The sequence below is a fragment of the Wolbachia endosymbiont (group A) of Bombylius major genome, assembly GCF_947251895.1.
Classification (GTDB): domain Bacteria; phylum Pseudomonadota; class Alphaproteobacteria; order Rickettsiales; family Anaplasmataceae; genus Wolbachia; species Wolbachia pipientis.
Genome location: NZ_OX366395.1, coordinates 556,739 through 581,601, shown reverse-complemented (window position 1 = coordinate 581,601; position 24,863 = coordinate 556,739). Strand labels below are relative to the sequence as shown.

The window sequence follows — 24,863 nt, the reverse complement described above, 5'->3', positions numbered from 1 at the left end:
AACCAAATTTTTTTTTCATACCACTTTAATTGCTGACAATAGCCTTGTTAGTTTTTGTCATAATGTGATCAAACACTCCCAATAACCTCTTTAATAGGTTTGGAGTTAGCGAAGAGATAAGATCAACAGATACGTTATTGTTTTTGTCATCACCACTTGCTTTATAGTCTATTGAAACGATTCCCCTACTTTTCCCGCCAGTAAGAAGTTTCCCAATTATAGGAATTTTTAACAAAGATTTATTAATTGAATATGCTGGTATTACCTGTCCTTCAACTTGGAATTTATAATTTCTAATGTCGAGCTTACCGCTAGTGCTAATGCCTAATTCCGCTCCTTCAAGCCAAGATTCTTCAATTTCAACAGAGCCATCTTTGTATGAGAAAGGTACATTACATTTATAAAAGTATACACCTTCATTTTTTATGGCATTTACAATGCCAGGCAATGAAGACATCGACAATAAAGTAGTAAGTAGTGGAGCATCTTTGATGTAGAAATTGCTAATGGATAACGTACCATAATGTTCTCCACTTTCTCTCTGAAGAGAGAGATAAAAAGACAATTTGCCGTTTTTAATTGATTTACTAATGCCTAAGGAACGCAAAAGCATACCTGCATTATCCGCATATATTTCGAGCCCTATTCCACTGTATTCTGCTAGTATGTTGCTGCTATCTTCCAGAAACTGCCCTGTAAATTGACTTCCATTGCAATTACCTTTAGTGCAGGTTACATTCAGCTTAGCATTTTTGATAACGATGCCTTCTTTCATGATTACATTGTCAACATTCATACTAATCTCTATATCTTTGTTTAATCCATTACTGTTTTTGCCAAGCAAGCCTAAAATATCACTCAAATTGATTTTCTCACCATAAATAGTTATGGCATTTTTTTCCTTACCTGATTCAATTTCTATACTAAAATCATTATCAGGCAATTTAAAACTACTAGAATTTAAATATAAATTTCCATTTTCTACTCTTCCGCTGAATTTTATATCTAGGTCATTTCCTACAACATCTAATTTGTCTATTAACAATTCACCTGCTCCTTTTAACCTTGTAGAAAACAAAATTTTATTGTGATCTTCAAAACGATTTTTCCATCCTAAATAACTTGAACGTGATTCAAGCTCTGATAAATCCATATTACCATTAACATGCCCCGTCTTATCTTGATTTATCACCGATTCTATATTTGTATTGACATAGCCACCTATATTTTCATCAAAATTAAGTATTTGAGCGGGTAAATCTCCGGTCAAATTCCAGGCAAAACTTTCATTCCTATTGCTACTTTTCAGGTCAAATAATAGCTGTGTGTTATTCACCATACCACTACCATTTAAATCTATAAAGTCACTGCCAAAACTAAGCTTAATATCATATTTACCAAGACTTGCATTATAGACGGCCAAATTGTCAATTTCAGAATGAAAATTGGCCGAAAAATCTACTTTTTTGTCATCAACGTTTAGATTAAAAATGCGAAAATTAAATACGGATTTTGCCATTCCACTTACTTTATCCCTTTCAACCTTCACCACATCATCCAGCTTAAATCTTATAGGCTCATATAAACCATACGCATCACTTACAGCTTGGCCATTAATGGTTAAAACTGAATTTTCCTTATCGAGAGATTTCATTTCAATATCACCACCATTAATAGTGAAATTCTGAAACTTAGCGCTATTTACAGTAATTTCAAGATCGTTATTCTTGATGATCAAATCACCCTTTAATTCCTTTACTTGCTCAAAATCTTCATCAAATTTTACGCTACCGTTTTCTATATCAGCAACTACTACGATATCTGACAGATCGTCATTAAATAAATTTTTAATTTTGCCATTGAAACTTACAATTGTGTTTAAAACATTCCCATCAATATTATCACAATACCAGCTTTTAAATTTACTATTCACTATACCATCTGGTACATAAGTACATAAATCCTTTGCAGCAAACTTACTAATATTAATTCTAAACAAAGCATGACTTGTACTAAAGTTCATTTTGCCTATCAAAGAGAGATACGTGTCATTTAACTTAAAATGGAAGTTTTTTACACTAATAATTCCATCACTATATGTTAAATTTATATTTACATTAGTTAAGGCCAAATTTTTGTTCAAATAATTTTCTGTATTCAATACGTATATATTTCCATCTACAATTTCATCCTTTTTATTAATTTTCACTGAGAAGCTTCCTTTGAATCCTATATTTTTGTCCAAATTGTAGCTTTTAACTAATGTAGAAAACTTGTTCAATAGTCCCAATTTTAGATCATAAAATGTCCCGTACACATTTAGCAAATTGTTGCGATTTTTTATCGTAATTGATAAATCATCCAAAAATCCCTTTCCATCTTTTGTATTCACATGAATATCTAAAACATTAAAATCTTCCCCCTTCCCTATATATAATTTATCAATAAAAAATTCATCTTCTGTGCTTTTATCAATAGCGATGTTAGTAAATTCAATTTTTGAATCCGCATTTAAGTCAAAAAAAAATTCCCTTATTGTTTTTAATAGATTTTTTGCACTGCTTTCTGTCATCTTGAAATTCTTCCCTGTCATCCCAGTATCTTTTTTTCCTGTCATCCCAGTGCTTGACACTGGGATCCAGGTTTCTTTTTTTCTAGATTCCAGCGTCACGCGCTGGAATGACACCGAAGGAAGGCGGTTATTACTTAAATAATGATTATCCAAAAGGTCTAATGAGTTTTGCGGATTAACATTAGTTTCTTCTCTCTTGATATATACATGCACATTATCAGCTGAAACCTGAGAGAGATTTGTGCTAGCTTCAAATAAGGAACTTAACTTAAAATGTACAAAAAGCTCAGGAACTTTTATAGTAAAATTAGGATTTGCTATTGCCAAATCTGTAATGACTAAATACGGATCTTTACTACCTTTCTGCCAAACAACTGAGGTATTCTCCATATTAACGCTTGAGCCAACAAATATCTTTGATATTTTATGTTTAACATAAAAATTAATATAATTAATATTGATTTCTAAAGGACTCTCACCCTTAAAAAAGACAAATAAGCAGAATACAAACAATAGAACTATGGAAAGTGATATAGTGATTTTTTTAAGCATCGATTATTGCTTTTCTTGCTAAACTATCAGCCTCCTCATTATACTTATCGCCACTGTGTGCTTTAACCCACTTCCAATCAATTTCGTGTTGTGAAGCAACGTCGTCTAGCTCTTTCCACAATTCCATATTTTTTACTGATTTTTTATTACTTGTTTTCCAACCATTCATTTTCCACTTATTTATCCATTCTGTTATGCCATGCTTAATATAAAGACTATCCGTATATAAATTAATATTACAAGAAAATTTCAATACTTTTAGTCCATTGATCACCGCTGTTAACTCCATTTTATTGTTTGTGGTATTTTCTTCTCTACCATAAATGTCTTTTCTATAATCTTGAAATAATATGATAGCTGCCCATCCTCCCGCTCCAGGATTACCAGAACACGCCCCATCTGTATATATTGTCACTTCTTTTTTACTCATCTTTGTTTATATCGGTTAACAAAGTATATAGTTGCTTTTATGAAAGCACAATTTCTAAAGGTAGTTTAAGCTGCACCTTTAAATTTTATTATAGAAACAAAAAAAAGTGTGACAACGAGCATTACCAAAAGGAAAAGGAAAAAATGGTTTTTATGTTTCTGCCGTTCTTTCATAACTAAAATAAATCAATAGAACAAAAAATAATACTGGCGAATAGGGAAAATAGATAAGAAATTGAGTAAGAAAACATTTGTTTCTGTGAGTTGTGGTTCTTGAATCTGAGAATTGATATAGCGTACCAAATAAAGATGCAACCTGCAAAAATTGCCATGCTTAGATAAAGTAAAGCCCTTTTCAAGAATAGAGCTGGAAGCAAGCTAGTTAGCACCAGCAAGACACTATAAATTAATATATATTTTCTTGTTTTTTCCGGACCATAAACAATATTGAACATTGGAATCGATGCCTTTGCATAGTCTTCAGACTTATTTAAAGATAGGGCCCAAAAGTGTGGCGGAGTCCACATAAAAATTACTAAAAATAAAATGAAACTTTCCCAACTGACAGAATTAGTTACAGCTGCCCAGCCAATCATTGGAGGAAAAGCACCTGCTGCACCACCGATAACGATATTCTGCGGAGTACGCCTTTTTAGCCAAATTGTATATACGAAAACGTAAAATAATATGCTAACTGCAAGCAAAGCAGCAGAAATATAATTTACTGCTATTGCCATGATAAATACTGACAATATTCCAAGAGTTATACCAAATTCAAGCGCGCTTTCTGCAGAAACTCTACCTGAAGGTATAGGGCGGTTTTTTGTCCTTTCCATGAGCAGATCTATATCTTTGTCATACCACATATTTATAGCACCTGCAGATCCTGAGCCAAGAGCAACACATATAAGAGATATTAGTGCTAGAAAAGGGTGCATACTACCTGGTGCAGTAACCATACCAGCAACTGCAGTAAATACCACAAGATACATTATCCTTGGCTTCAGCAAACGCCAAAAATCCAGTATTGTTGATTCAACATTTAGCAAAACACTTGTGTACATTCTATTTTACCACTGGTGGTTTTTCGAAAGTATGAAAAGGCGGTGGTGAAGATACCGTCCATTCCAAGGTGTCACCTTCCCAAGGATTATCTCCAGCTTTCTTGCCCCATTTAAAGAGATGTATAACTATAAACACAAAAAACATAACTGAAACAAAGGACATATATGAGCCAATTGAGGATATATAATTCCAAGGGATAAACGCATCAGGATAATCAGGTATACGCCTTGGCATACCAGCTAATCCTAAGAAATGTTGAGGTAAAAAAGTGATATTGGTGCTAATAAAAGTAAGCCAAAAGTGGATTTGACCTAAGCGCTCATTATATTGTTTACCCGACATTTTACCAATCCAATAATAAAAGCCAGCAAAAGCTCCAAATAATGCAGCAAGTGACATGACATAATGGAAGTGAGCAACAACATAATAGGTGTCGTGCAGGAGCTTATCTATTCCACCATGAGAAAGAATTATTCCCGTTATGCCACCGCCAACAAACATAAAAATAAAACCTAGTGCAAATAGCATAGGGGTCTTAAACTCAATTGCTCCACCCCACATAGTTGCAATCCAGCTAAAGACTTTTACACCAGTTATAACACCGATAAAAATTGTGGTAGTGCTAAAAAATGCAGCAGCGTCAGCACTAAGCCCAACAGTGAACATATGATGAGCCCAAACCATAAAGCCAAATACTGCTATACCTATCATTGCATAAACCATCCCTATGTAACCAAATACAGGTCTGTGAGAAAAAGTTGATACAACCTGACTTATGATGCCAAATGCAGGAAAAATAATTACGTAAACTTCTGGATGACCAAAAAACCAAAATAAATGTTGAAATAACACAGGGTCACCACCACCTGCAGGATCAAAAAAGGAAGTACCAATATTGCGATCAGTAAGAAGCATAGTTATAGCACCGGCAAGCACTGGTAAGGCAACAATCAACATAAATGCTGTTAGCAAGACAGACCAAACAAACAGTGGCATCTTAGTTAATGACATTCCTTTTGTGCGCATGTTAAATATAGTAACTATAAAGTTGATCGCCCCAACAATTGACGACATACCAGCAACGTGGAGTGCAAGTATAGCAAGGTCAACTCCTGCACTTGGATGGGACATTACCTGTGATAAAGGTGGATATAAAGTCCAACCTGTACCTGGACCTTCACCAATAAACACTGAGAGAATGAGCAAAATAAAAGATGACACTAACAACCAAAAACTTAAATTATTCATACGAGGAAATGCCATATCTGGTGCGCCAATCATGAGAGGTACAAACCAGTTACCAAATCCTCCCATGAGGGCTGGCATTATCATAAAAAACACCATTATCAACGCATGCCCTGTAACCATTACGTTATATAATTGATAGTTATTGTTAAGTATATTAATGTGCATTAGCTGAGTGCGAATAATCACCGATAATAATCCACCAATAATTCCAGCTAATATGGAAAAAATAATGTACAGTGTCCCTATGTCTTTATGGTTGGTGGAAAACAACCAACGCTTTATGCCCTTTGGTGCGTCACTCATATCTATACTCCAAATTTAACTCACTAATTTTCTATTTTCAATCCACTTATTAAAATCTTCTTTGCTTACTGCTTCAACAACAATTGGCATAAATCCATGGCCTTGACCACACAATTCGTAGCACTGCCCATAATAAACACCAGGCTTTTTGATATTAAACCACGCCTCATTCAGCCTACCTGGTATCGCATCAATTTTTACACCGAAAGCCGGTACTCCCCAACTGTGTATCACATCTCCTGCTGTAACTTGTAAACGAACGTTAGTATTAACGGGTAAAATGATGTTGTTATCAACAGAGAATAGCTTTAAATCTCCTTCGATAAAGTCTTCTTTTCCCTTAATATAACTATCAAATGACACACCTTGATATTCTGGATATTGGTAGCTCCAATACCATTGATGGCCAATAACTTTTAGTGTTATATCAGCTTTCGGTATTTCTTCCTGTAGCTTCAGTAATTTAGCGTTTTCAAAGGCTAATATTCCAACAATAATCGTTGGTATAACAAACCAAACAATTTCTAAAAGAACATTGTGATTAGTTTGGCTTACGTTTGCCACTTTGCTTTTACGAAAGCGAAATACTACATAAGCAAGCAGCGCCCACACAAAGAGCATTATTGCAACCATCACAAGCATCACAAACGAATGTGACCTAACTACAGCCTCCATTACTTCAGTTGCAGGAGCAGGAAATCCAAATTGCCAGGAAGTAGGAGCAGAGGTAACAGATATATTTGAGTAAAATATTATCAATAGTGCAAATAACTTCACCATATCTTTTGTTTGTTTGCTATAAAACTAAGTGATATACTGTATAATAGTGTATATAAACTTACTATGCAAATAGAGATTAGTGATGGTTAATAATTTTTTAGCATTCAACAAGTATAATAGTACAATACTAATTTGAGGAAAAAAGCATTTACATAAATCTATTGTAAGTAAAAATATTATAATATTTTAAATTAAGTATTTACTTTAAGTGAATTCTATAATAAGTTTAATAGTGTCTGTTACTGCTAATAACCCTCTAGCCTCACACCTAAAAGCAGTAACAGACACTATTAAACTTTATGATAAGTTTATGATTTGCAAGATCAAAATCTTGCAAGTATCTTTATTTCATTATACATTGCAGTTTGCTAATTAACTTTTAATGCCTATGGTAGCATTTACTGAACCAAAGGTTTGCGTATTATAGAAAATAATTACAAAAAAAACACACTATTTATATACCATACAAACTTTTTTCATTCTGCATAGCTGAGTTACTAGATTCTGTAAACGAAATCTTTAGAGAAGCCAAATGGGCAAAGTTTCATGAAGGTCTTTGGCATCTCTTAGCATAGATCCCTTACTTAACCGTCATACCGCGATTCATTCGCAGTATCTCAAAGCATAGATCCCGCTAACACGTAGCTGGATGATGATTGTCGTTTAGCCATAAACATTAAGAAATCTACCAAATAAAAAAAAGGCAAAAGAAGCCCCGTGGTAGTTGGCTATTTACTATGTACTAAAATATCGGCGTTTTTTTTATTCTAAAACGCTTGATTAAGAGCGATTTAGTTGCTTTTAACTTGCAACTAACCTACATCGCAAGTGTTTAAGAAATTTACTAAGCAGGAAAAAAGGCAAAGAAACCCCGTAGTAGCTAGCATTCAAATTCTCCCTTGTCAATTTGACGTTTTTTGCTGTCTTAAACGCTTCGTAAGCGCGTTTCGGCTTATATAGGTAAAAACCTAAAAATTTTTAAAGACATGCGATGCACGTAGTGCGAAAAATTAAACATGAGACGCCAAATACCCTAAGTTTTTTGTCATTAACCTGCACAGATTGCGAAGATAAATAAATAGCTTCAGTTTCATGATAAGGGGGCTGGCGGAGTTTGTCAAGGAAGTTTTTCGTTTCTACTGAATAACAATTGTGGCTTGGGAGGTGATGCAAGAAGCCTATTGTCTAATTATGTACCTAAATTTTATTACGGCACTTTCACTACTACTTTAACGAGTGAGCTACCTTTCTATAAAAGACCTATCGACTGTTGCAATTATAGGCGTAAACAAGAATGATAAAAGAGTACGAGATTGAGTAACTATGTACACTTCTGCTGGCATACCAGGGTATAGGTATACGTTTTTAAACTGAGCAAGCTCTGGTTTTGGTATCACTACACGTACTGAATAATAACGCCCTAGCCTTGGATCATCAAGGGCATCGGGAGAAATATTGCTTACTATACCATTAATTAAACTTAAACGACGTGCACTGTAAGCACTTAAACGAACTTTAACCTTTAGCCCTTCTAGCCCATCAATAGAGACTATGTTGCTATCTTTCTTTTGTGCTGACAGTATCTCTTCTATGTTTCTGGTCTGAATTTTAGCATCTATTATTAGGTCATCATCCGATGGCACTACGCTCATGATCGGAACTCCAGATTGTATAACACCACCTTCAGTATGGTATCTTATATCTGTGACTATCCCATCTTGAGGCGATTTAATTATTGTACGTGCTAATGAATCTTCAGCAACCATCAGTCTCTCTTTCAAGTCTGCAATAGACGTACTAACTTCCTTAAGTTCAGCGTTTGCTCTTTCTTGAGAATCATTTCTCACGTTTATAATTTCTAATTCGTTCTCTCCAATTTTTTGCTGCACTTGAGATATTGCAGAACGGTAATGTCCAACTCTGCCTTCAATTTCAGCAAACTGCTTTTCTAAAGCTAAAATGTGTGGTTTGCTTATATGGCCACTATCAAGTAATTGTCTTTTTGTTTCCAACTCCTCAGTTATCAAGTCATATTGCTTATGAGCTGCATTTAGTTGAAAGTTTAGCCCCGCTAATTCATCATTTAACTGCTTTATACGTTGTTGCAGTATGTCTGTTTTTCCCAATATGCTCTTTCTCTGAGAGTTGAACAACTTTACTTGATTCTTTATCGCTTTATTTACAAGTTCATCGTGAGATAATTTTTTAACCTCATCAGGAAACTCGAGCATGTCCAAATCTACTCTGATTGCAAGAAGCCTTGCTTCTGTTGCTAAAAATGATAAGAGCTTCTCTTTGATGATACTTAAATTCGCCTTCTCGTTAACATCACTCAACAAAACTAGAGGCTCATCTTTTTTAACTGCTTGACCCTCTTTTACTAAAATTTTGCTTATTATTCCTCCGCCCAAGTGTTGAACTATTTTTCTATTTGAAGATACAATAACTTCTCCACTTGCATGCACCGCACCGTCAATTGGAGCTATAGCCGACCAAATACCACCTATCCCAAAAAAGATGAGTATTACTACCAGACCAAAAAATAGTGGTCCCCATGTTACTTTCAGGACTTCATTTACGTTATTACTTTCGCGTTTTAAAATAAAATTTATCACTGCATCAATCAATGCAAACGTCTTATCCAAAAATTTTGGGTACTTCTTCTTTTTATTTTTTGCTCCTTGCATATTTATATTATCACTATGGCCAATCAGGCCTGTCAAAGAAAATCCAGTGCTAAGCTTTTTTAACTTACTGATCATAATACTACTGTGAATTTGTGTTAACTCAAGATAACACACAAAAACAAAGAATCTATAATTTAAGCATTCCATTTAGACTGTAGAGCACCAGAATAAACTATTTAGTAACAATTCCCTGCATCAACTATGTTTTTAAAATTTTTTGACGTTTAACTTTATTATAACTTTTTCTTTATTTTGTGAATATCTGAGTTACTTATATTATGTAAGAAATCTATTGCCAACCAGTCAATATTCTGTTAGGAATTAAGATAATATAAAGTTATTATGCTTAAATTGGAAAGCAGAAAGTTCCTGATTACTGGCGCATCAGGCGGAATAGGGCAAGCAATTGTAAAAATTATGCACAAAGCCGGAGCAACTTTATGTATTTCTGGCACAAAAAAAGAAGTGCTCGAAGAAGTTGCTAAACAATATGAAAAAAATATGCACGTACTCCCTTGTGATTTATCAAATGCTGAGGAAGTAAATCAACTAGTAAACAGAGCAAGTGAGCTGATGGAAGGCTTTGACGGGCTCGTATGCAATGCGGGTATTACGCGAGACAGTTTATTATTGAGAATGACAGATGAAGCATGGCAAAAAGTAATTGATATTAACTTGAGCTCTACATTTAAGCTGAGTAGAGAAGCATGCAGAAAACTAATTAAGAATAATTGGGGAAGAATTATAAATATTTCCTCAATAATAGGGCTGACAGGAAACCCCGGGCAAGCAAATTATGCGGCGTCTAAAGCTGGAATAATAGCTATGAGCAAATCTATAGCAAAAGAAGTTGCAAGTCGTAATATAACAGTAAATTGTATTGCTCCTGGATTTATAGATACTAAAATGACTGAAGTTTTAAATGAAGGACAAAAGGGAAAAATATTAGATAATATTCCAATGAAAAGAATGGGAACAGGGGAAGAAATAGCAGCAGGGGTCTTATTTTTAGCAAGTGATGAAGCAAAATATATAACAGGGCATGTGCTTAACATTAATGGTGGGTTATTTATGTAGTAACACTTATGTATGGACAAATTATAATTTTTACTTTAAAATAAAAATAGGTGTAGGTTTAGGTTTGCGTTAGTTTATTATTTAGAGGCAAAAAATGAGCTCTATAATAGGATTTTTTGGTGTTTTTTGTGTAGTATTGCTTTTCTCTTTCTCAGGTTATGCAGCTGACCCTGATATGGATGACACAACTAAAGTAATATGCAATATCATTGGTTATGTTTGGGGGATAGGCGGTCCACTTATGACAATAGTAATAATTGGTGCATCCTTGCTTGCAATATTTGGCAGGATGCCGTGGCCAGCCCTCTTTGCTCTAGGCATGTTCTGTGGTGTATTTTTTGGCGCTAAAACTATTATAACAAAAATTATGCCCAATGTAAGCGATGAAGCAAAAGCTATGTTGGAAAAGTGTGGACGAAAATAACCCATAAAAGTGCAGAAGTGCTTTTTTGTTATCCATTAAATCGCTTCATATCTTCAACTTGCAACAAATAAGGGCTATCTTTTGGTAGGGTTTTAACAGCTAGCTCAGCATATTTTGTAAATTGCTTTAAATTGCCTTCAATACAAGCCTTTTTTGTCAAAGCAAAATAATGCATTGCCGTATCAGCGTCACATTTATATGCAATGCTTAAATATTTCCAGACAAAAGCGTTATTTGGTTCTACATTCAAAATCTGCTCCAGGTAAAAAATCGCCTTTTTTGCATCACTGTGTAATAATAAAGTATGAGATAATGCAAGTTTTACTAAATAACTGTTTTTCTCAGATAAATACCTAAGCGATTCTTCATACATTTTTATTGCTTCACTTAAGTTTCCAGCCTTGTATAGCATTTCTGCTTTTAATTCATATAGGTATGGGTCATTGCGTGACTCTTGAATCAATGAATTCATTTTAGCAATAGCCTCTTCTATCTTTCCTTGCCTATAGCAAACTATAGCATTTACATACTCAGAATTATTTTCATATTTATTAGATAACACATGAATAGGAGCAAAGAAAGAGTCTAGCTTTGCAACCACACGCTCAAACTTTAGTAACTTATCCGCAAAAATTGGTTTTACGTTGTTTTTGACCTTATAATTTTGTACAGCAAATATGCGTTTCTCACTAAGTGGGTGAGTGCGGAAATATTCCTCGGTGTTCTCATGCTCAATACTTTTAAAATAATCAAAAATCTCTTTCATACCTGAATTATCATAGCCAGATTCATCAAGATACCTTAAAGCATAGCTATCTGCTATACTTTCTTGCTCTTGAGAATAGTTAAAAAATAGCCTTGAACTGAACGCTACACCACTAAGCAAAATTGCACCAGCAACCTGAGGGTTAATGATAATACTAGAAACTAATCCTACCATATAACTAATCATTGCTATCGATTGAAAATAACCCATAGCATTACTCATTTGCAATATATGACCAGCAGATATGTGAGCCATCTCATGTGCTAATATACCAAGCAGGACATAAGGTTTAGCCGAATATTGTAAAAGTCCTAAATGAATGAAAATACTGTTATTGTTAATTACAAAAGCATTAATCGAATTGTCATTAATTATAAAAACTTTTATTTGCTCATGATCAATATCCGCAGCAGAAAATAAAGGTTGCGCTAGCTCTTTCACTATTGCTTCCACTTCACTATCTCTAATAATGTTAATAGAGTAAGCATTATTATAATATGCAAAAAAGAACAATAAGGTCAAAAACTTAGCAACTCTAAACATGAAAATTCTGTGCTTGTATAATTTATAGGAATTCTATATTTTAACACTTAAATTATACAAATTTATAAACGCTAGTTTAAATTTTTAACGTAACTGATAAGTTTGTCGATGGTAGTTAACTTAATTTTATGTTGTTCAGCAAATTTAAGTAACTGAGGTAAGCGCATCATAGAGCCATCATCATTCACTAATTCACAAATAACTGCTGAATGATCAAACCCTACTAACTTCGCCATTTCAACACTCGCTTCAGTATGACCAGCACGTTGTGCCACCCCACCTTTATGTGCAATTACAGGAAAAACATGACCTGGAGTTATGATGTCATCCTGAGTACCATCCTTGTTGATAGCAGCATGTATAGTTTTCGTTCTATCCTCTGCTGAAACACCGGTTGTAATGCCATAACGTGCATCAATTGATGTAGTAAATGCGGTATGATTTTCACCTATATTTTTCTTTTCCATGAAATTAAGGCCCAACCTTTTCATGTGAAATTTAGTCATTGCTAAGCAAACAACCCCTGTACCGTACCTAACCATAAAAGCCATATGTTCCGGCTTTATTTTCTCAGCTAAGACAATCAAATCGCCTTCATTTTCTCTATTTTCATCATCAACTAAAATGAATAATTTACCGGAACGAGCATCCTCTAATACATCTTCCACAGAAGAAATACCTGGTAGACTCATTGAAGCATAAGTGGCCTTTACCATAATAATTTACTTAAATTCAATCTTAACTATTTTATACAATTTCTCTCCATTTGGCACTGTCACTTCCACATATTCACCGACTTTTTTGCCGATTAAGGCACTCCCAAGTGGTGAACTAGTAGATATTAACTGCTTTGAAACATCAGCTTCATATTCGCCTACAACCTTATAAACATATTCCACTTCACCGTTATTAACACTTAACATGCTTAATGTCACAGTTGCACCAAACATTACTGAATCACCAGACAAATTTTTTACTTCTATTACTTCCGCATGTAAGAGCTTACTTTCTATCTCCATTATACGGCCTTCAATAAAACCTAACCTTTCCCGTGCTGCATGATACTCTGCGTTTTCAGACAAATCACCTTGATCACGAGCATCAGAAATAGCCTGTATCACAGAAGGTTTTTCTTCCTTTAATTTTTCAAGTTCGGCTTGCATATTCTCAAAACCTTCCCTCGTCATAGGAAATTTATTAATAATGGATGAAGCCATAATCACCACCTAAACGCAATTAAATTGAGTAACGAAATTACTCACAATGTTAAAAATATCACCTTTTATATCATCACTCATGTCATTTGACAACTTTTTTAAAACCCCAGGGTGTACAGTATGAAAATAATTAATAAGATCATGTTCAAATTTATTAATGTAACTTATTTGTACTTTACTTAACTGATTATATAGGTTAGAAAAAATATACATCAGCACTACTTGCTCTTCTATTGACATAGGTAAATGTTGTTTTTGCTTTAATAACTCGACAAGATATTTACCCTTATTCAAGGATAATTGAACACTATCATCAAGATCAGAACCAAATTTTGCAAAATCTTCTAATTCTCTATACTGAGCTAAGCTTAGCTTTATAGAACCAGCAACTTTCTTCACAGACTTTAGTTGTGCAGCAGAACCAACCCGTGAAACTGACAAACCTATATTTACTGCAGGTCGAAATCCTTTATAAAATAATTCAGACTCAAGAAAGATCTGCCCATCGGTGATTGAAATAACATTTGTTGGCACATATGCAGATACATCACCAGCTTGAGTTTCGACAATTGGCAAAGCAGTTAAAGAACCCTGCCCTTTTTTATCAGACATTTTAGCAGCTCTTTCAAGCAAGCGAGAATGTACATAGAATATATCTCCAGGGTAAGCTTCACGACCAGGAGGACGTCTGAGCAATAAAGACATCTGCCTATATGCCACAGCATGCTTAGATAAATCATCATATATAATCAAACAATGCATTCCATTGTCACGGAAAAATTCCCCAATAGTGCAACCAGCATAAGGTGCTAAAAATTGCATAGGCGCGCAGTCAGATGCACTAGCCACAACTACAGTTGTATACTCTAATGCTCCGCTTTCTTTCAGCTTATTTACCACTTTTGCTACTGTTGAAATTTTTTGCCCAATAGCAACATAAACACAGTAAACTTTTTGATTTTCGTTTACCTCATCGTTAATCTTCTTCTGATTGATAATAGTATCAAGCGCAATAGTAGTTTTACCAATTTGTCTATCACCAATAATTAATTCACGCTGCCCTCTACCTATTGGAATTAGCAAATCTATAATTTTAATTCCTGTTTGCAGTGGCTCATGCACAGACTTACGATCAATAATGCCTGGCGCTTTAGATTCTATATCCATTCTGTTTTTAGCTCTAATTTCCCCACCGTCGTCCATAGGATGGCCCAACGCATTTACAACTCTCCCTAACAATTCATGCCCTACAGGCACCTGCACAACATCACCACTACATTTTACAACGTCCCCTTCTTTCACATCACGGTCATTACCAAGCACAACTATTCCAGCCGTATCATGATCTAAATCGAGAACTATTCCTTCTACACCACTTGCAAAAAATACCTTTTCACCGAATTTTGCTTTTTCCAGCCCATAAACCAATGCGATACCATCTGTTACTGAAATTACTTCACCTATATTTTCCCGCTTTATAGGATTATCAAACGTCTCAACCTTTTCTCTTATTATACTTGCTATCTCAGAAACATTCATACTGTTCTTCATACAAAATTCCTTACTTTTAATATTTCCATTTTACTTAAGTCAACTAACCTATCCAAGTAACTTTTTAGCGAAGCATCGATCAAATTAAAACCATACCTAACTACGAAGCCACCTAGTATAGAAGGGTCAACCACATTGCTTACTTTTATTATTTTACCAAGAAAGCTCAAAGATTCAGTAATTATTTTTATATCAGATTCCTTTAAAGTTTCTGCTGACTTTATAGTAATTTCGAATTCATTTTCATTTTCTCTTGCAAGACTTAAGAATTTTTCTAATATAAGGATCAATAAACTAGAGCGTTTATTTGCAAATATAACCATAATAAATTTTACTAAATTCTCACTCAAGTGTTCATTTATAGAAAGCATCACTTCTTTTTTCTGTGCAAAAGAAATCATAGGATGAGATAGGTACACAAAAACATCACGTTGATCCTTAAAAAAAGCCAACAAAAATTCTACTTCTTTCCTTATAATACCTAACCTGCTTCCTGAGACATGAAACAGCACTCTAGCGTAAGATGAAACTAAATTATTGTATTGGGTCTTTTTCATATTAAATCCAGTAAATCTAAATCCATTCAGCTACAAATCTTTCATTCTTCAATCCAAGCATTTTTTATATAAACAGGTCTTCTCTTTAAGGAAAGAAAATATAAATCATATCTGACTGAATAATCTAAAAAACCAAGGTTTCTACTTAAGAAATACTTAGAAGAATTTATAATAGACTGACATTGAAGATGAGATATCGGTATTTCTTTTCCAAGTAAACTTGTTTTAACTTCTATAAAAATCAGCTCCTTTTTTTTAGATACAATTAAGTCAATTTCACCGAACTTACAACGGTAACGGCGTTTTATAACATTATACCATTTCAGTTTTAAATATACTAAAACTAATAACTCGCCAAAGTAACCTACAAAGTAGCGTAACCTACTTACCACAAGAAGAACAATTATGATAACAATTAACTTTGTGTAACTACTTTGCCTCCTTCTTTATTTTTACTATAAACCTTACCTCTTGCTGCAATATCCCTATCAACCAGTTCTATCACTGCCATTGAAGCGCAATCACCCTTTCGAGTGCTAAATTTTATTATTCTAGAATACCCACCTTTACGATCTTGATAACGGCTGGCTAAGACGTTTAATAACTTATCAACTGCTAACTTACTATTATGAAGGCGTGAAAGCAAAAGTCTTCTACCATGTAAAGTATTCTTATTCTTAGCAATTGTAATAAACTTTTCGACATATGGACGAAGTTCCTTAGCTTTTGGTAAAGTAGTTACAATCTGCTCATGGTTAATTAATGAGATAGATAGATTCTTTAACGTCGATAATCTATGTTCAGTGCAACGAGATAGTTTACGTTTTTTTATTCCATGTTTCATATATCACCTAATCTTCATCAGTATGTTGTTTAGCCAACTCATCTATATCCTTAGGTGGCCAGTTTAGCACATTCATACCCAAAGACAAGCCAAAATTAGTCAAAACTGCCTTAATCTCATTCAAAGACTTTCTGCCAAAATTAGCAGTTCTTAACATTTCACCTTCTGTCTTTTGCACAAGATCACCTATATAAGTGATGTTTTCGTTTTTGAGACAGTTATGAGACCTGACAGATAATTCCATTTCATCTACCTTACGCAATAAGACAGGGTCATAACCCAAATCTTTAGCACCACTAGACGAAGAAATCTGCGATTTTTTATAACTTACATCAGAACTAATAAAGGGCTGAAGTTGCTCCTGCAATATTCTTGCAGCAGAGTCAACAGCTTGACTCGGAGAAATTGTACCATCAGTTTCAATTGACAATATCAGCTTATCCTTATCAGTCACTTGGCCAACACGACTGTTCTCTACCCTGTACGAAACCCTGTTGACAGGGCTATACAAAGCATTAACTGGAATAAAACCAATTAAATCCTGTTCACTCATAAGCTTCAAAAGTTCATTTTCTTTATATTTAGTTACAGGAAGATAACCTTTTCCGCTAGCCACATATATGGTCATGTTAAGCTCCACATTTTGCCCCAGCGTACATATTAACAAATCTTTATTAACAATAGAGCATTGATCATCAGTTTCTATCATCCCAGCTAATACCTGGCAAGGCCCTTTAGCGTTTAAATTTAAGCATTTATTAGAAGCACCATTTAATTTACACCTCAACATACCCATATTTAATACTATATCAGTTACGTCTTCTCTCACCCCTTGAATTGAAGTGAACTCATGAGTTACACCTTCAATTTTTATTCCATAAACAGCACTACCTTTAAGAGAAGATAACATTACACGTCTTAATGCATTACCTAATGTTAAAGCAAAACCACTTTCCAACGGTTCTAGCACTATATCACTTTTTTCACTTGAATCATCTGATATTACTTTAACTGAACTAGGTTTAATCAATTTATCTAAATTGCTACAGAGAGAAACATCACTATTATAATACATAAAACAACCTTTTCAAATATCCTATACTCTTCTTTTTTTTCTTAACCTGCACCCATTATGAGGAATTGCGGTTTTATCTGCAATTGAAGTCACAGTCAACCCACAGCTCTGAAGTGCTTTAACCGCAGCTTCGGTACCAAAGCCAGGACCGCGAATTATTACAGAGATAACCTTCATACCAAATCTCTCCATTGCGTTCTTCGCAGCAGACTCCGCAGCCTTACCTGCAGCATAAGGTGTGGATTTTCTCGAACCTGAAAAACCACATGCACCCACAGAAGTTTGACATAGCGTATTACCATGAACATCAGTTACATTTACAAAAGTATTATTAAAAGTTGCACGAATATGGACAACACCAGTAATAAACTCCTTCTTACTCTTACCAACCGTTTTGACTTTTTTCATTAAAACTCACAATAATAATAAATTTTATTTTTTCCCAGCAATAGGCAACCGAGATCTACCTTTACGAGTCTTAGCATTAGTATGAGTCCTTTGCCCTCTCACAGGTAAACCTTTTCTATGTCTCACCCCTCTATAGCATCCCATTTCCACTAAAGATTTTATGTTCATAGCCACTTCTTTTCTGAGCTCACCTTCTATAACATAATTTTGTCTAATGAAACCGCTGATCTTTTCTATATCTTCATCTCGTAATTCTGAAACACGTTTGCGCTTATCAACTTCGCAAGCGTGACAAATTACATTCGCAGTAGCAATACCTATACCATATATATAAGTTAATGCAAAAGGAACACATTTCCTCACTGGAATATTTATGCCTGCAATACGTGCCACTGGTACCTCGATACTTTATTAATAACAACTCTTAATTTATACCATAAAACAACTCAGAGTCAAACCAAATTACAAGAAATTTTACTTTCAATCTCTTGCGTTACCTCATCAACACTCAAATTAGCGTCAATTGTTAATAATTTGCCTTTATAATACTCGCGTAAACCTTTCATTTGAAGGTGATATTCACTTATTCTCTTATCAATTGCAGACATATCAGCATCATCAATTCTTTTCTCTAACCTCGTACTTTTACATTTAGCACAAGTAGTACTCTTAAAAGAAGATACACTATATATGCTTTTACAGTCCAAACACGCGAGACGATTTTTTAACCTATCGATTGCAATATTATCGTCAAGCTGCAGCTCAACTACAATGTCAACATCCCTATTATATTTTTCTTGCAAAACTTGAGTCAAAAAATGAGCCTGGTTTAAATTTCTCGGAAAACCATCTAATAAGCAATTATCATCCACTAATGCAAGCTGGTCACGTAATAATCCACATATAATTTCATCTTGAATTAAATTACCAGATTCCACGGTACCCTTTATTTTTTTACCTAACTCACTACTGCTAGATATAATATTCCTTAATAAATCCCCTACTGAAATTAATTTTAAATTATATTTTGCTATTAACAAGCTTGACTGAGTACCTTTACCAGAACCTGGAGGACCAAAAATCGTAATGATCATCTTACTTTCCTCGTTTTAGACTCATATTTCTTTATCCAGTTGTCGTACCTATTTGAAAAAATATAAGATTGTATTTGCATAATAGTATCAGTAATAACGTTCACTATAATCAGTAAGCTCGTCCCACCAAAAATAAATGGTATATCATAATAATATCTCATAACTTCAGGTACAGTACATATGACTACCAAATACGCAGAGCCAATGAATGTCAACTTAAAAACTATATCTTGAAGGTAATCAGAAGTATGTTTCCCAGGCCTTCTACCAGGTATAAAACCACCATTTTTTTTAAGAAAATCTGCGTTTTCCTCTGGATTAAATATAAAATTGGTATAGAAAAAATTAAAAAATACTATCAGCACCAAATAGGCTACAATATATACTACTTTATTTGCCATAAAGTAATTCAAAATAAAATCAGAAAAAGCGTGCCCCTTATAGAAATTTGCAATTGAAATAGGTGTCAATAAAATTGCATTAGCAAAAATGGTTGGTACTACACCAGATAAATTAATCTTCAATGGAATATAAGTAAAATCGTCATTATGTAATCTTTTAAATTGCTTTTTAGGATGTTGAACAATAACCTTTCTATAAGAAGACTCTACAAAAATGACTAAGAGTAGCAGCAAAAAAAACAATACCAAAACAAAAAGGATAATAAATAACGATACGCTACCGTTTTTATTTAACGTTAACAAAGATGACAAAGCGCTGTGTAACTCTGATATTATACCCGTGAAAATGATTAATGAGATACCATTGCCTATACCGCTAGCGCTGATTCGTTCACCAAGCCATATTAAAAGCATAGTTCCACCTAAAAGGCTGAAAACACCTATTGTACGAAACATAACACCAGGTTCGATTACAACCAATACCCCTTCCCTATTCATCCCTTCCAATCCAACCAAAATTGGAATTGATTGAAATACACAAATTACTATGGTCAGATAGCGTATATAAGAATTCATCTTTCTACGGCCTGACTCTCCATCATTCTTAACTTCCTTCATTCCTTTAATCGCAGAAGAAAGTAACTGAATAATGATAGAAGCCATTATATATGGCATAACGTTCAATGCTAGAATTGTCATTCTAGCCAATGCACCACCAGAAAATAAATTAAATACTCCAAAAACGCCTGAGCCATCTTTGGGAAATATATCATTAATTACATCAAGATTAATTCCAGGAATAGGCACATAAGTACCCAAGCGATAGCAAATTAAAGCTATTAGCGTAAAAAATATACGCTTTAATAAATCGCCTTTATATAACAACGTAGGATCCAAGCTATTAAATGCTGATTTATTGCCCATGACTTACGATAGTATTTCCACACTACCACCAACTGAAGCTACAGATTTTTTTGCAGCTTCTGACGCAAAATCAATATGAAACACAAATTTTTCGCTCAACTTACCTTTATTAAGAAGTTTAATTTTATCCTTAATAGACTTTATAAAACCTAATTTATACAGCCTCTCCTTATCTATAACAGAGTCTTTCACTATTTTTTTAGCTTCCATTAAGCGCTGTATATCGCCAACATTAATTATAGAGTATATGCTCCTACGTATAGGCTTAAAACCTCTTTTAGGCAAACGAGTATATATAGACTGTTGTCCACCCTCAAAACCATTTATAGAAACTCCACTTCTAGCCTTCTGCCCTTTATGCCCTCTACCGGATGTTTTACCTTTACCACAACCGATACCTCTACCCAGCAACTTAGGCTTCTTTTTCTTAGATAATTTAGTAAATATAGAGTTTAATTTTACAGCATTATTCATACTTTACCTGTTTCCAACTATCTCGCTAATCTTTTTGCCTCTTTTGCTTGCTACCTGACGAGGAGATAACATACTATCAAAAGCCTTAAACACCGCACATATAACGTTATGAGGATTATTTGATCTAGTGGATTTAGCTACCACATCCTTTATACCTAACACCTCAAAAACTGATCTAATCGCTCCACCAGCAATAATACCTGTTCCGGCTCTTGCGGTTCTTAAAACTATCTCACCAGAACAAAATTTAGCTTTAATATCATGATGCAAAGTTCTACCTTCACGCAAGTACACTCTAATCATTGATTTCTTTGCAGCATTTACAGCTTTGACTCTTGCTTCAGCAACTTCTGCGTGCTTACCTATTCCACACCCTACCCTACCCTTCTCATCGCCAACAACAACCAAAATTGAAAATGAAAATCTTCTACCACCTTTGGTAACCGTTGTCACTCTTCGTACCGAAACTAAAAGCTCTGATAAATCATTATTATTTTGTAAATTCTTTATAGCCATATTCAAAACCTTCTAAAATTCAAATCCAGAACTTCTTAAAGCCTCAGCAAATTGAGAAACTAATCCTGTGTATTTATACGCTCCACGATCAAACGTAAGCTGCTGCTCTAATTTCATGCCAGACAGACGCTCAACCATTAAAGAAGAAACCTGTTTTATAGTTTCAGCGTTGACTTTCCCTTTACATACATCCTTAATTTTAGCATCCAAAGTAGAAGCTGAAGTGAGAGTTATTCCTTTTACATCATTAATTAACTGGACATAAAAATGCCTATTAGATTTAAATATGGATATACGTAAACGTTCAGCGCTCTTGTCAAGCTTCGCTCTATTACGTAACTTCCTTTTTTCAGAATTACTTAAAAAATTATACGATCTTTTCATTTTTATTACTTCTTTTTACTTACAACCTTACGCAGCATAAATTTGCCTTTTATTACAACACCCTTACCTTTATAAGGATCATATTTTCTAATTTTGCATATATCAGACGCCACCATATAGACCTTCTGCTTATCCATACCACTAACTACTAAGTGAGTTGGCTTTATGCACTTAATCTCAACATCTTTAGGCACTTTATATTTAACATTATGGCTATAACCAAGATACAAAGTCAAATACTTACCATCACACTCTGCCTTATATCCCACACCGTTAATCTCAAGATTAACAGAAAAACCATCAACCATGCCGTTAATGATATTATTAATATTACTCCTATAAGTGCCCCACATAGGCTTTATTTTATCATAATTATCTTTATCTTGATCAACAGAAAGCAATAGCTGATTATCAATAATCTGACACACAACATCCCTGATCAAGCTAACTTCCTTTTCAGCCTTAGCACTCTTTATTAACATACTACCATTATTATATTCAACTGAAACACCATCAGGAATATTGATAGGAGCAGCACCTATACGAGACATGAATTTCTCCTATTATTTAAAACACACGACACAAAACTTCTCCACCAACCTTTAACTTATGTGCATTATAATCAGTCATCACTCCTTTGGGTGTCGATATAATAAAAATACCAAGACCATTATATGCTTTAGAAATGTCCTTATACTTAGAATAACGACGACAACCAGGCTTTGACACCCTCACTATTTCACTAATTACAGGTGACTTCTCATAATACTTCAATTTTACAATGAAAGAAGGTAAATTATCTACAACTTGCTTTTCATAATCAAGGATATACCCTTCCTCTTTTAAAATCTCCAATATAGAAGAATTCATCTTAGAAAATAGTACCCTTGTTGCCCTATGCATTGCCAATTGAGCATTACGTATCCTTGTTAAAAAATCACCAATACTATCAGATAACGCCACAATATACTCCTTATATTATATTTACCAACTAGACTTTGTAACTCCTGGAATTTGCCCAAAAGAACATAAATCACGCAAAACAATTCTACATAAACCAAATTTTCTATATACTCCTCTTGGTCTCCCAGTTAAAGCACACCTATTTCTAATTTTGGTTTTAGAAGAATTTCTAGGCAATTTTTTAATTAATTTATTTTGAGCTGTAAACCTTTCTACAATAGACAAATTCTTATTATTTATTATAGATTTCAATTTTTCTCTTTTTTCTTTATATTGATCGCACAACTTTATTCTGCGAAGATTTCTTTCTATCATAGATTTTTTTGCCATATATTTCTCCTCTCAATTAATCAAAAAAAGGAAATTTAAGAGCCAGTAATAATTCCTTTGCTTCCTTATCACTAACTGCACTTGTTATAATATTAATATCCATACCTCTAATTTTACTTATTTTATCATAGTCTATTTCTAAAAACGAGATATGTTCCTTTATACCAAAGGAAAAATTACCATTACCGTCAAATTGCTTCACACTAAATCCTCTAAAATCTTTTTCCCTTGGCAAAGCAATATATATCAATCTTTCTAAAAACTCATACATTTTATCTCTACGCAAAGTTACTTTGCAACCTACTGTAGCACCTTTTCTGATCTTGAAGCCAGAAATAGATTTTTTTGCAAAAGTTGATAAAGGCTTCTGCCCAGCAATCAAATATAGGCTATCAAGTGGTTCATTTATTGCTTTACTATCTGTAGCAGCATCTCCAACGCCCATATTGATACACACCTTGACAAGTTTAGGCACTTGCATTATATTGCCGTAATTAAACTTATCCTTTAAGGACTTTACTACGCTATCTTTATATAATTCTTTAAACATATCAACCTAATCTATCACTTCTCCAGAAACTTTTGCAAAACGCACTTTTCTACCGTCTATAACCTTAAACCCCACTTTAGTTGGAGTTTTATATTTAGGGTCCAATGTTGCAACGTTGGATATATCAATAGCTAACTCTTTATTTAATATACCACCACTACTACCAGCTTTTGGTTTAGTATGTCTCTTATGCACATTCACTCCAGAAACAATTACTTTCTTTTTAGCATCACGTGCTATAACTTTGATTACCTTACCAATTTTTCCCTTATCTCTACCAGTTAAAACTATAACGTCGTCACCACTTTTTATTTTAGCACTCATTATAAAACCTCAACAGCTAATGACATTATCTTCATAAAAGAACCAGATGATAACTTTTTTACCGGACCAAACACCCGAGTGCCAAGTGGTTCACCTTGATCATTAATCAAAACTACAGCATTGCTAGAAAAACGAATTACAGAACCATCAGATTTTCTAATAGGGCTTTTCACCCTCACCACAACTGCTCTATATACTTTTCCCTTCTCAACCTTCCCTCTTGGAGTAATAGATTTAGTAGATACAATAACTGTGTCACCTATAGATGCAGATTTTCTACCACCCAATAAACCAATACAAAGCACTGCACGCGCACCAGAATTATCAGCTACTTCCAATAATGTATTTTTTTGAATCATGTAAATATCCTATTCAATGTGAGCTATTAACAACAACCCATTTTTTAGTAGTAGAAATAGGCTTGTGTTCTTGTATTAAAACCTTGTCCCCTTCTTTACAACTATTATTCTCATCATGTGCTGTATACTTCTTGTATTTTTTTATAACCTTTTTATACAGCTCATCCTTATACACTTGTAATACCGAAACCTTTACAGTCTTATCACACTCAGCCTTAGTTACAGTACCACAAAAAACCTTTTTAGGCATTCTTTTCCTCTCTTCTTCTTTTATTTAATGTAGTTAGAATACGAGCTATGCTCTTTTTTATTAAGCTAAAACGCGAAATATTGTTGCACTGGCCCAGCTTTTTTTGAAAAACCAAATTAACAAACTCTTTTCTCAAATTCACAAGAATTTCATGCAATTCTTGCGAGGACCTCGATTCAATGTCAGCTATATCCAT

31 protein-coding genes are annotated in these 24,863 nt (G+C 34.0%); 2 read left to right on the top strand and 29 right to left on the bottom strand.

Going from position 1 to position 24,863, the window contains the following annotated elements; genetic code table 11:
* Positions 1-25: 25 nt before the first annotated feature.
* From OPR49_RS02710 to OPR49_RS02685, 6 genes are all read right to left on the bottom strand, one after another.
* Positions 26-3,124: a DUF3971 domain-containing protein gene (locus tag OPR49_RS02710; protein ID WP_265027380.1), complete on the bottom strand. Its 3,099-nt coding sequence runs from the start codon at positions 3,122-3,124 to the stop codon at positions 26-28.
* On the bottom strand, positions 3,117-3,554 hold the full coding sequence (gene rnhA, locus OPR49_RS02705) for a ribonuclease HI (protein WP_265027379.1): 438 nt from the start codon (positions 3,552-3,554) through the stop codon (positions 3,117-3,119). The genes OPR49_RS02710 and rnhA overlap by 8 nt, the downstream gene beginning before the upstream one ends.
* A 175-nt stretch (positions 3,555-3,729) precedes the next feature.
* Complete coding sequence (locus tag OPR49_RS02700) at positions 3,730-4,617, bottom strand: heme o synthase (protein WP_265027378.1); 888 nt, start codon at positions 4,615-4,617, stop codon at positions 3,730-3,732.
* A gap of 1 nt (position 4,618) precedes the next feature.
* Positions 4,619-6,169 carry a cytochrome c oxidase subunit I gene (gene ctaD / locus OPR49_RS02695; protein ID WP_182366648.1) on the bottom strand — a complete coding sequence of 517 codons (1,551 nt, stop codon included), beginning with the start codon at positions 6,167-6,169 and terminating at the stop codon, positions 4,619-4,621.
* Positions 6,170-6,184: 15 nt separating this feature from the next.
* Complete coding sequence (gene coxB, locus OPR49_RS02690) at positions 6,185-6,949, bottom strand: cytochrome c oxidase subunit II (protein ID WP_265027377.1); 765 nt, start codon at positions 6,947-6,949, stop codon at positions 6,185-6,187.
* 1,241 nt (positions 6,950-8,190) lie between these two features.
* Entirely contained in the window at positions 8,191-9,711 is a 1,521-nt protein-coding gene (locus OPR49_RS02685) for an HlyD family type I secretion periplasmic adaptor subunit (RefSeq protein WP_265027376.1), read from the bottom strand.
* 267 nt (positions 9,712-9,978) lie between these two features.
* Between OPR49_RS02685 and fabG the strand changes: the two genes are divergently transcribed.
* Both fabG and OPR49_RS02675 read left to right on the top strand, forming a co-directional pair.
* Complete coding sequence (gene fabG / locus OPR49_RS02680; protein WP_265027375.1) at positions 9,979-10,713, top strand: 3-oxoacyl-[acyl-carrier-protein] reductase; 735 nt, start codon at positions 9,979-9,981, stop codon at positions 10,711-10,713.
* A 94-nt stretch (positions 10,714-10,807) separates the two neighbouring features.
* Entirely contained in the window at positions 10,808-11,137 is a 330-nt protein-coding gene (locus OPR49_RS02675) for a TrbC/VirB2 family protein (RefSeq protein ID WP_265027374.1), read from the top strand.
* A gap of 28 nt (positions 11,138-11,165) precedes the next feature.
* Here the strand turns inward: OPR49_RS02675 and OPR49_RS02670 are convergent, their stop codons facing one another.
* The 23 genes from OPR49_RS02670 to rpmC all read right to left on the bottom strand — a co-directional run bounded on the left by OPR49_RS02670 (position 11,166) and on the right by rpmC (position 24,863).
* Positions 11,166-12,446 carry a M48 family metalloprotease gene (locus tag OPR49_RS02670; RefSeq protein WP_265027373.1) on the bottom strand — a complete coding sequence of 427 codons (1,281 nt, stop codon included), beginning with the start codon at positions 12,444-12,446 and terminating at the stop codon, positions 11,166-11,168.
* A 71-nt stretch (positions 12,447-12,517) separates the two neighbouring features.
* Positions 12,518-13,162 (bottom strand): 3,4-dihydroxy-2-butanone-4-phosphate synthase, encoded by a 645-nt coding sequence (gene ribB / locus OPR49_RS02665; RefSeq protein WP_265027372.1) that lies wholly within the window; start codon positions 13,160-13,162, stop codon positions 12,518-12,520.
* Positions 13,163-13,168: 6 nt separating this feature from the next.
* Complete coding sequence (greA, locus tag OPR49_RS02660) at positions 13,169-13,663, bottom strand: transcription elongation factor GreA (protein ID WP_265027371.1); 495 nt, start codon at positions 13,661-13,663, stop codon at positions 13,169-13,171.
* Positions 13,664-13,672: 9 nt separating this feature from the next.
* The gene (atpA, locus tag OPR49_RS02655) at positions 13,673-15,214 is read right to left on the bottom strand and encodes a F0F1 ATP synthase subunit alpha (protein ID WP_265027370.1); all 1,542 of its coding nucleotides are present in this window, start codon (positions 15,212-15,214) and stop codon (positions 13,673-13,675) included.
* A complete protein-coding gene (atpH, locus tag OPR49_RS02650; RefSeq protein WP_265027369.1) occupies positions 15,211-15,771 on the bottom strand; it encodes an ATP synthase F1 subunit delta in 561 nt (186 codons plus the stop codon). The genes atpA and atpH overlap by 4 nt, the downstream gene beginning before the upstream one ends.
* Before the next feature lie 41 nt (positions 15,772-15,812).
* Positions 15,813-16,163, bottom strand: coding sequence for a YraN family protein (locus tag OPR49_RS02645; RefSeq protein ID WP_265027368.1), 351 nt, complete (start codon positions 16,161-16,163; stop codon positions 15,813-15,815).
* Between the two features lie 23 nt (positions 16,164-16,186).
* Entirely contained in the window at positions 16,187-16,615 is a 429-nt protein-coding gene (rplQ, locus tag OPR49_RS02640; RefSeq protein ID WP_007550873.1) for a 50S ribosomal protein L17, read from the bottom strand.
* 7 nt (positions 16,616-16,622) lie between these two features.
* Positions 16,623-17,690: a DNA-directed RNA polymerase subunit alpha gene (locus OPR49_RS02635; protein WP_265027366.1), complete on the bottom strand. Its 1,068-nt coding sequence runs from the start codon at positions 17,688-17,690 to the stop codon at positions 16,623-16,625.
* A gap of 21 nt (positions 17,691-17,711) precedes the next feature.
* A complete protein-coding gene (rpsK, locus tag OPR49_RS02630; protein ID WP_265027365.1) occupies positions 17,712-18,098 on the bottom strand; it encodes a 30S ribosomal protein S11 in 387 nt (128 codons plus the stop codon).
* Between the two features lie 24 nt (positions 18,099-18,122).
* Complete coding sequence (gene rpsM, locus OPR49_RS02625) at positions 18,123-18,491, bottom strand: 30S ribosomal protein S13 (protein ID WP_010962745.1); 369 nt, start codon at positions 18,489-18,491, stop codon at positions 18,123-18,125.
* A gap of 59 nt (positions 18,492-18,550) precedes the next feature.
* A complete protein-coding gene (locus OPR49_RS02620; RefSeq protein WP_265016141.1) occupies positions 18,551-19,192 on the bottom strand; it encodes an adenylate kinase family protein in 642 nt (213 codons plus the stop codon).
* The gene (secY, locus tag OPR49_RS02615) at positions 19,189-20,517 is read right to left on the bottom strand and encodes a preprotein translocase subunit SecY (protein WP_010962747.1); all 1,329 of its coding nucleotides are present in this window, start codon (positions 20,515-20,517) and stop codon (positions 19,189-19,191) included. The genes OPR49_RS02620 and secY overlap by 4 nt, the downstream gene beginning before the upstream one ends.
* 3 nt (positions 20,518-20,520) lie before the next feature.
* Positions 20,521-20,991 carry a 50S ribosomal protein L15 gene (gene rplO, locus OPR49_RS02610; protein ID WP_265027364.1) on the bottom strand — a complete coding sequence of 157 codons (471 nt, stop codon included), beginning with the start codon at positions 20,989-20,991 and terminating at the stop codon, positions 20,521-20,523.
* A gap of 3 nt (positions 20,992-20,994) precedes the next feature.
* On the bottom strand, positions 20,995-21,507 hold the full coding sequence (rpsE, locus tag OPR49_RS02605; protein WP_010962748.1) for a 30S ribosomal protein S5: 513 nt from the start codon (positions 21,505-21,507) through the stop codon (positions 20,995-20,997).
* Positions 21,508-21,519: 12 nt separating this feature from the next.
* On the bottom strand, positions 21,520-21,891 hold the full coding sequence (gene rplR / locus OPR49_RS02600) for a 50S ribosomal protein L18 (protein ID WP_006279867.1): 372 nt from the start codon (positions 21,889-21,891) through the stop codon (positions 21,520-21,522).
* Positions 21,892-21,896: 5 nt separating this feature from the next.
* Positions 21,897-22,442, bottom strand: coding sequence for a 50S ribosomal protein L6 (gene rplF, locus OPR49_RS02595; protein WP_265027363.1), 546 nt, complete (start codon positions 22,440-22,442; stop codon positions 21,897-21,899).
* Positions 22,443-22,458: 16 nt separating this feature from the next.
* Positions 22,459-22,854, bottom strand: coding sequence for a 30S ribosomal protein S8 (gene rpsH, locus OPR49_RS02590; protein ID WP_265027362.1), 396 nt, complete (start codon positions 22,852-22,854; stop codon positions 22,459-22,461).
* 21 nt (positions 22,855-22,875) lie between these two features.
* Positions 22,876-23,184 carry a 30S ribosomal protein S14 gene (gene rpsN / locus OPR49_RS02585; protein WP_006279345.1) on the bottom strand — a complete coding sequence of 103 codons (309 nt, stop codon included), beginning with the start codon at positions 23,182-23,184 and terminating at the stop codon, positions 22,876-22,878.
* A 16-nt stretch (positions 23,185-23,200) separates the two neighbouring features.
* On the bottom strand, positions 23,201-23,734 hold the full coding sequence (gene rplE, locus OPR49_RS02580) for a 50S ribosomal protein L5 (RefSeq protein ID WP_064124652.1): 534 nt from the start codon (positions 23,732-23,734) through the stop codon (positions 23,201-23,203).
* A gap of 6 nt (positions 23,735-23,740) precedes the next feature.
* On the bottom strand, positions 23,741-24,058 hold the full coding sequence (gene rplX / locus OPR49_RS02575; RefSeq protein ID WP_065095310.1) for a 50S ribosomal protein L24: 318 nt from the start codon (positions 24,056-24,058) through the stop codon (positions 23,741-23,743).
* Positions 24,058-24,417, bottom strand: coding sequence for a 50S ribosomal protein L14 (gene rplN, locus OPR49_RS02570; RefSeq protein ID WP_006279348.1), 360 nt, complete (start codon positions 24,415-24,417; stop codon positions 24,058-24,060). Before rplN ends, rplX begins: the two co-directional genes overlap by 1 nt.
* 13 nt (positions 24,418-24,430) lie before the next feature.
* Positions 24,431-24,667 (bottom strand): 30S ribosomal protein S17, encoded by a 237-nt coding sequence (rpsQ, locus tag OPR49_RS02565; protein WP_064124649.1) that lies wholly within the window; start codon positions 24,665-24,667, stop codon positions 24,431-24,433.
* On the bottom strand, positions 24,660-24,863 hold the full coding sequence (gene rpmC, locus OPR49_RS02560) for a 50S ribosomal protein L29 (RefSeq protein WP_064124648.1): 204 nt from the start codon (positions 24,861-24,863) through the stop codon (positions 24,660-24,662). The genes rpsQ and rpmC overlap by 8 nt, the downstream gene beginning before the upstream one ends.

Bases quoted from the DNA above. Each gene is read 5' to 3' on its own strand.
- OPR49_RS02710 (WP_265027380.1), bottom strand. From the start codon at position 3,124: ATGCTTAAAAAAATCACTATATCACTTTCCATAGTTCTATTGTTTGTA.
- rnhA (WP_265027379.1), bottom strand. From the start codon at position 3,554: ATGAGTAAAAAAGAAGTGACAATATATACAGATGGGGCGTGTTCTGGT.
- OPR49_RS02700 (WP_265027378.1), bottom strand. From the start codon at position 4,617: ATGTACACAAGTGTTTTGCTAAATGTTGAATCAACAATACTGGATTTT.
- ctaD (WP_182366648.1), bottom strand. From the start codon at position 6,169: ATGAGTGACGCACCAAAGGGCATAAAGCGTTGGTTGTTTTCCACCAAC.
- coxB (WP_265027377.1), bottom strand. From the start codon at position 6,949: ATGGTGAAGTTATTTGCACTATTGATAATATTTTACTCAAATATATCT.
- OPR49_RS02685 (WP_265027376.1), bottom strand. From the start codon at position 9,711: ATGATCAGTAAGTTAAAAAAGCTTAGCACTGGATTTTCTTTGACAGGC.
- fabG (WP_265027375.1), top strand. From the start codon at position 9,979: ATGCTTAAATTGGAAAGCAGAAAGTTCCTGATTACTGGCGCATCAGGC.
- OPR49_RS02675 (WP_265027374.1), top strand. From the start codon at position 10,808: ATGAGCTCTATAATAGGATTTTTTGGTGTTTTTTGTGTAGTATTGCTT.
- OPR49_RS02670 (WP_265027373.1), bottom strand. From the start codon at position 12,446: ATGTTTAGAGTTGCTAAGTTTTTGACCTTATTGTTCTTTTTTGCATAT.
- ribB (WP_265027372.1), bottom strand. From the start codon at position 13,162: ATGGTAAAGGCCACTTATGCTTCAATGAGTCTACCAGGTATTTCTTCT.
- greA (WP_265027371.1), bottom strand. From the start codon at position 13,663: ATGGCTTCATCCATTATTAATAAATTTCCTATGACGAGGGAAGGTTTT.
- atpA (WP_265027370.1), bottom strand. From the start codon at position 15,214: ATGAAGAACAGTATGAATGTTTCTGAGATAGCAAGTATAATAAGAGAA.
- atpH (WP_265027369.1), bottom strand. From the start codon at position 15,771: ATGAAAAAGACCCAATACAATAATTTAGTTTCATCTTACGCTAGAGTG.
- rplQ (WP_007550873.1), bottom strand. From the start codon at position 16,615: ATGAAACATGGAATAAAAAAACGTAAACTATCTCGTTGCACTGAACAT.
- OPR49_RS02635 (WP_265027366.1), bottom strand. From the start codon at position 17,690: ATGTATTATAATAGTGATGTTTCTCTCTGTAGCAATTTAGATAAATTG.
- rpsK (WP_265027365.1), bottom strand. From the start codon at position 18,098: ATGAAAAAAGTCAAAACGGTTGGTAAGAGTAAGAAGGAGTTTATTACT.
- OPR49_RS02620 (WP_265016141.1), bottom strand. From the start codon at position 19,192: ATGATCATTACGATTTTTGGTCCTCCAGGTTCTGGTAAAGGTACTCAG.
- secY (WP_010962747.1), bottom strand. From the start codon at position 20,517: ATGGGCAATAAATCAGCATTTAATAGCTTGGATCCTACGTTGTTATAT.
- rplO (WP_265027364.1), bottom strand. From the start codon at position 20,991: ATGAATAATGCTGTAAAATTAAACTCTATATTTACTAAATTATCTAAG.
- rpsE (WP_010962748.1), bottom strand. From the start codon at position 21,507: ATGGCTATAAAGAATTTACAAAATAATAATGATTTATCAGAGCTTTTA.
- rplR (WP_006279867.1), bottom strand. From the start codon at position 21,891: ATGAAAAGATCGTATAATTTTTTAAGTAATTCTGAAAAAAGGAAGTTA.
- rplF (WP_265027363.1), bottom strand. From the start codon at position 22,442: ATGTCTCGTATAGGTGCTGCTCCTATCAATATTCCTGATGGTGTTTCA.
- rpsN (WP_006279345.1), bottom strand. From the start codon at position 23,184: ATGGCAAAAAAATCTATGATAGAAAGAAATCTTCGCAGAATAAAGTTG.
- rplE (WP_064124652.1), bottom strand. From the start codon at position 23,734: ATGTTTAAAGAATTATATAAAGATAGCGTAGTAAAGTCCTTAAAGGAT.
- rplX (WP_065095310.1), bottom strand. From the start codon at position 24,058: ATGAGTGCTAAAATAAAAAGTGGTGACGACGTTATAGTTTTAACTGGT.
- rplN (WP_006279348.1), bottom strand. From the start codon at position 24,417: ATGATTCAAAAAAATACATTATTGGAAGTAGCTGATAATTCTGGTGCG.
- rpsQ (WP_064124649.1), bottom strand. From the start codon at position 24,667: ATGCCTAAAAAGGTTTTTTGTGGTACTGTAACTAAGGCTGAGTGTGAT.
- rpmC (WP_064124648.1), bottom strand. From the start codon at position 24,863: ATGGATATAGCTGACATTGAATCGAGGTCCTCGCAAGAATTGCATGAA.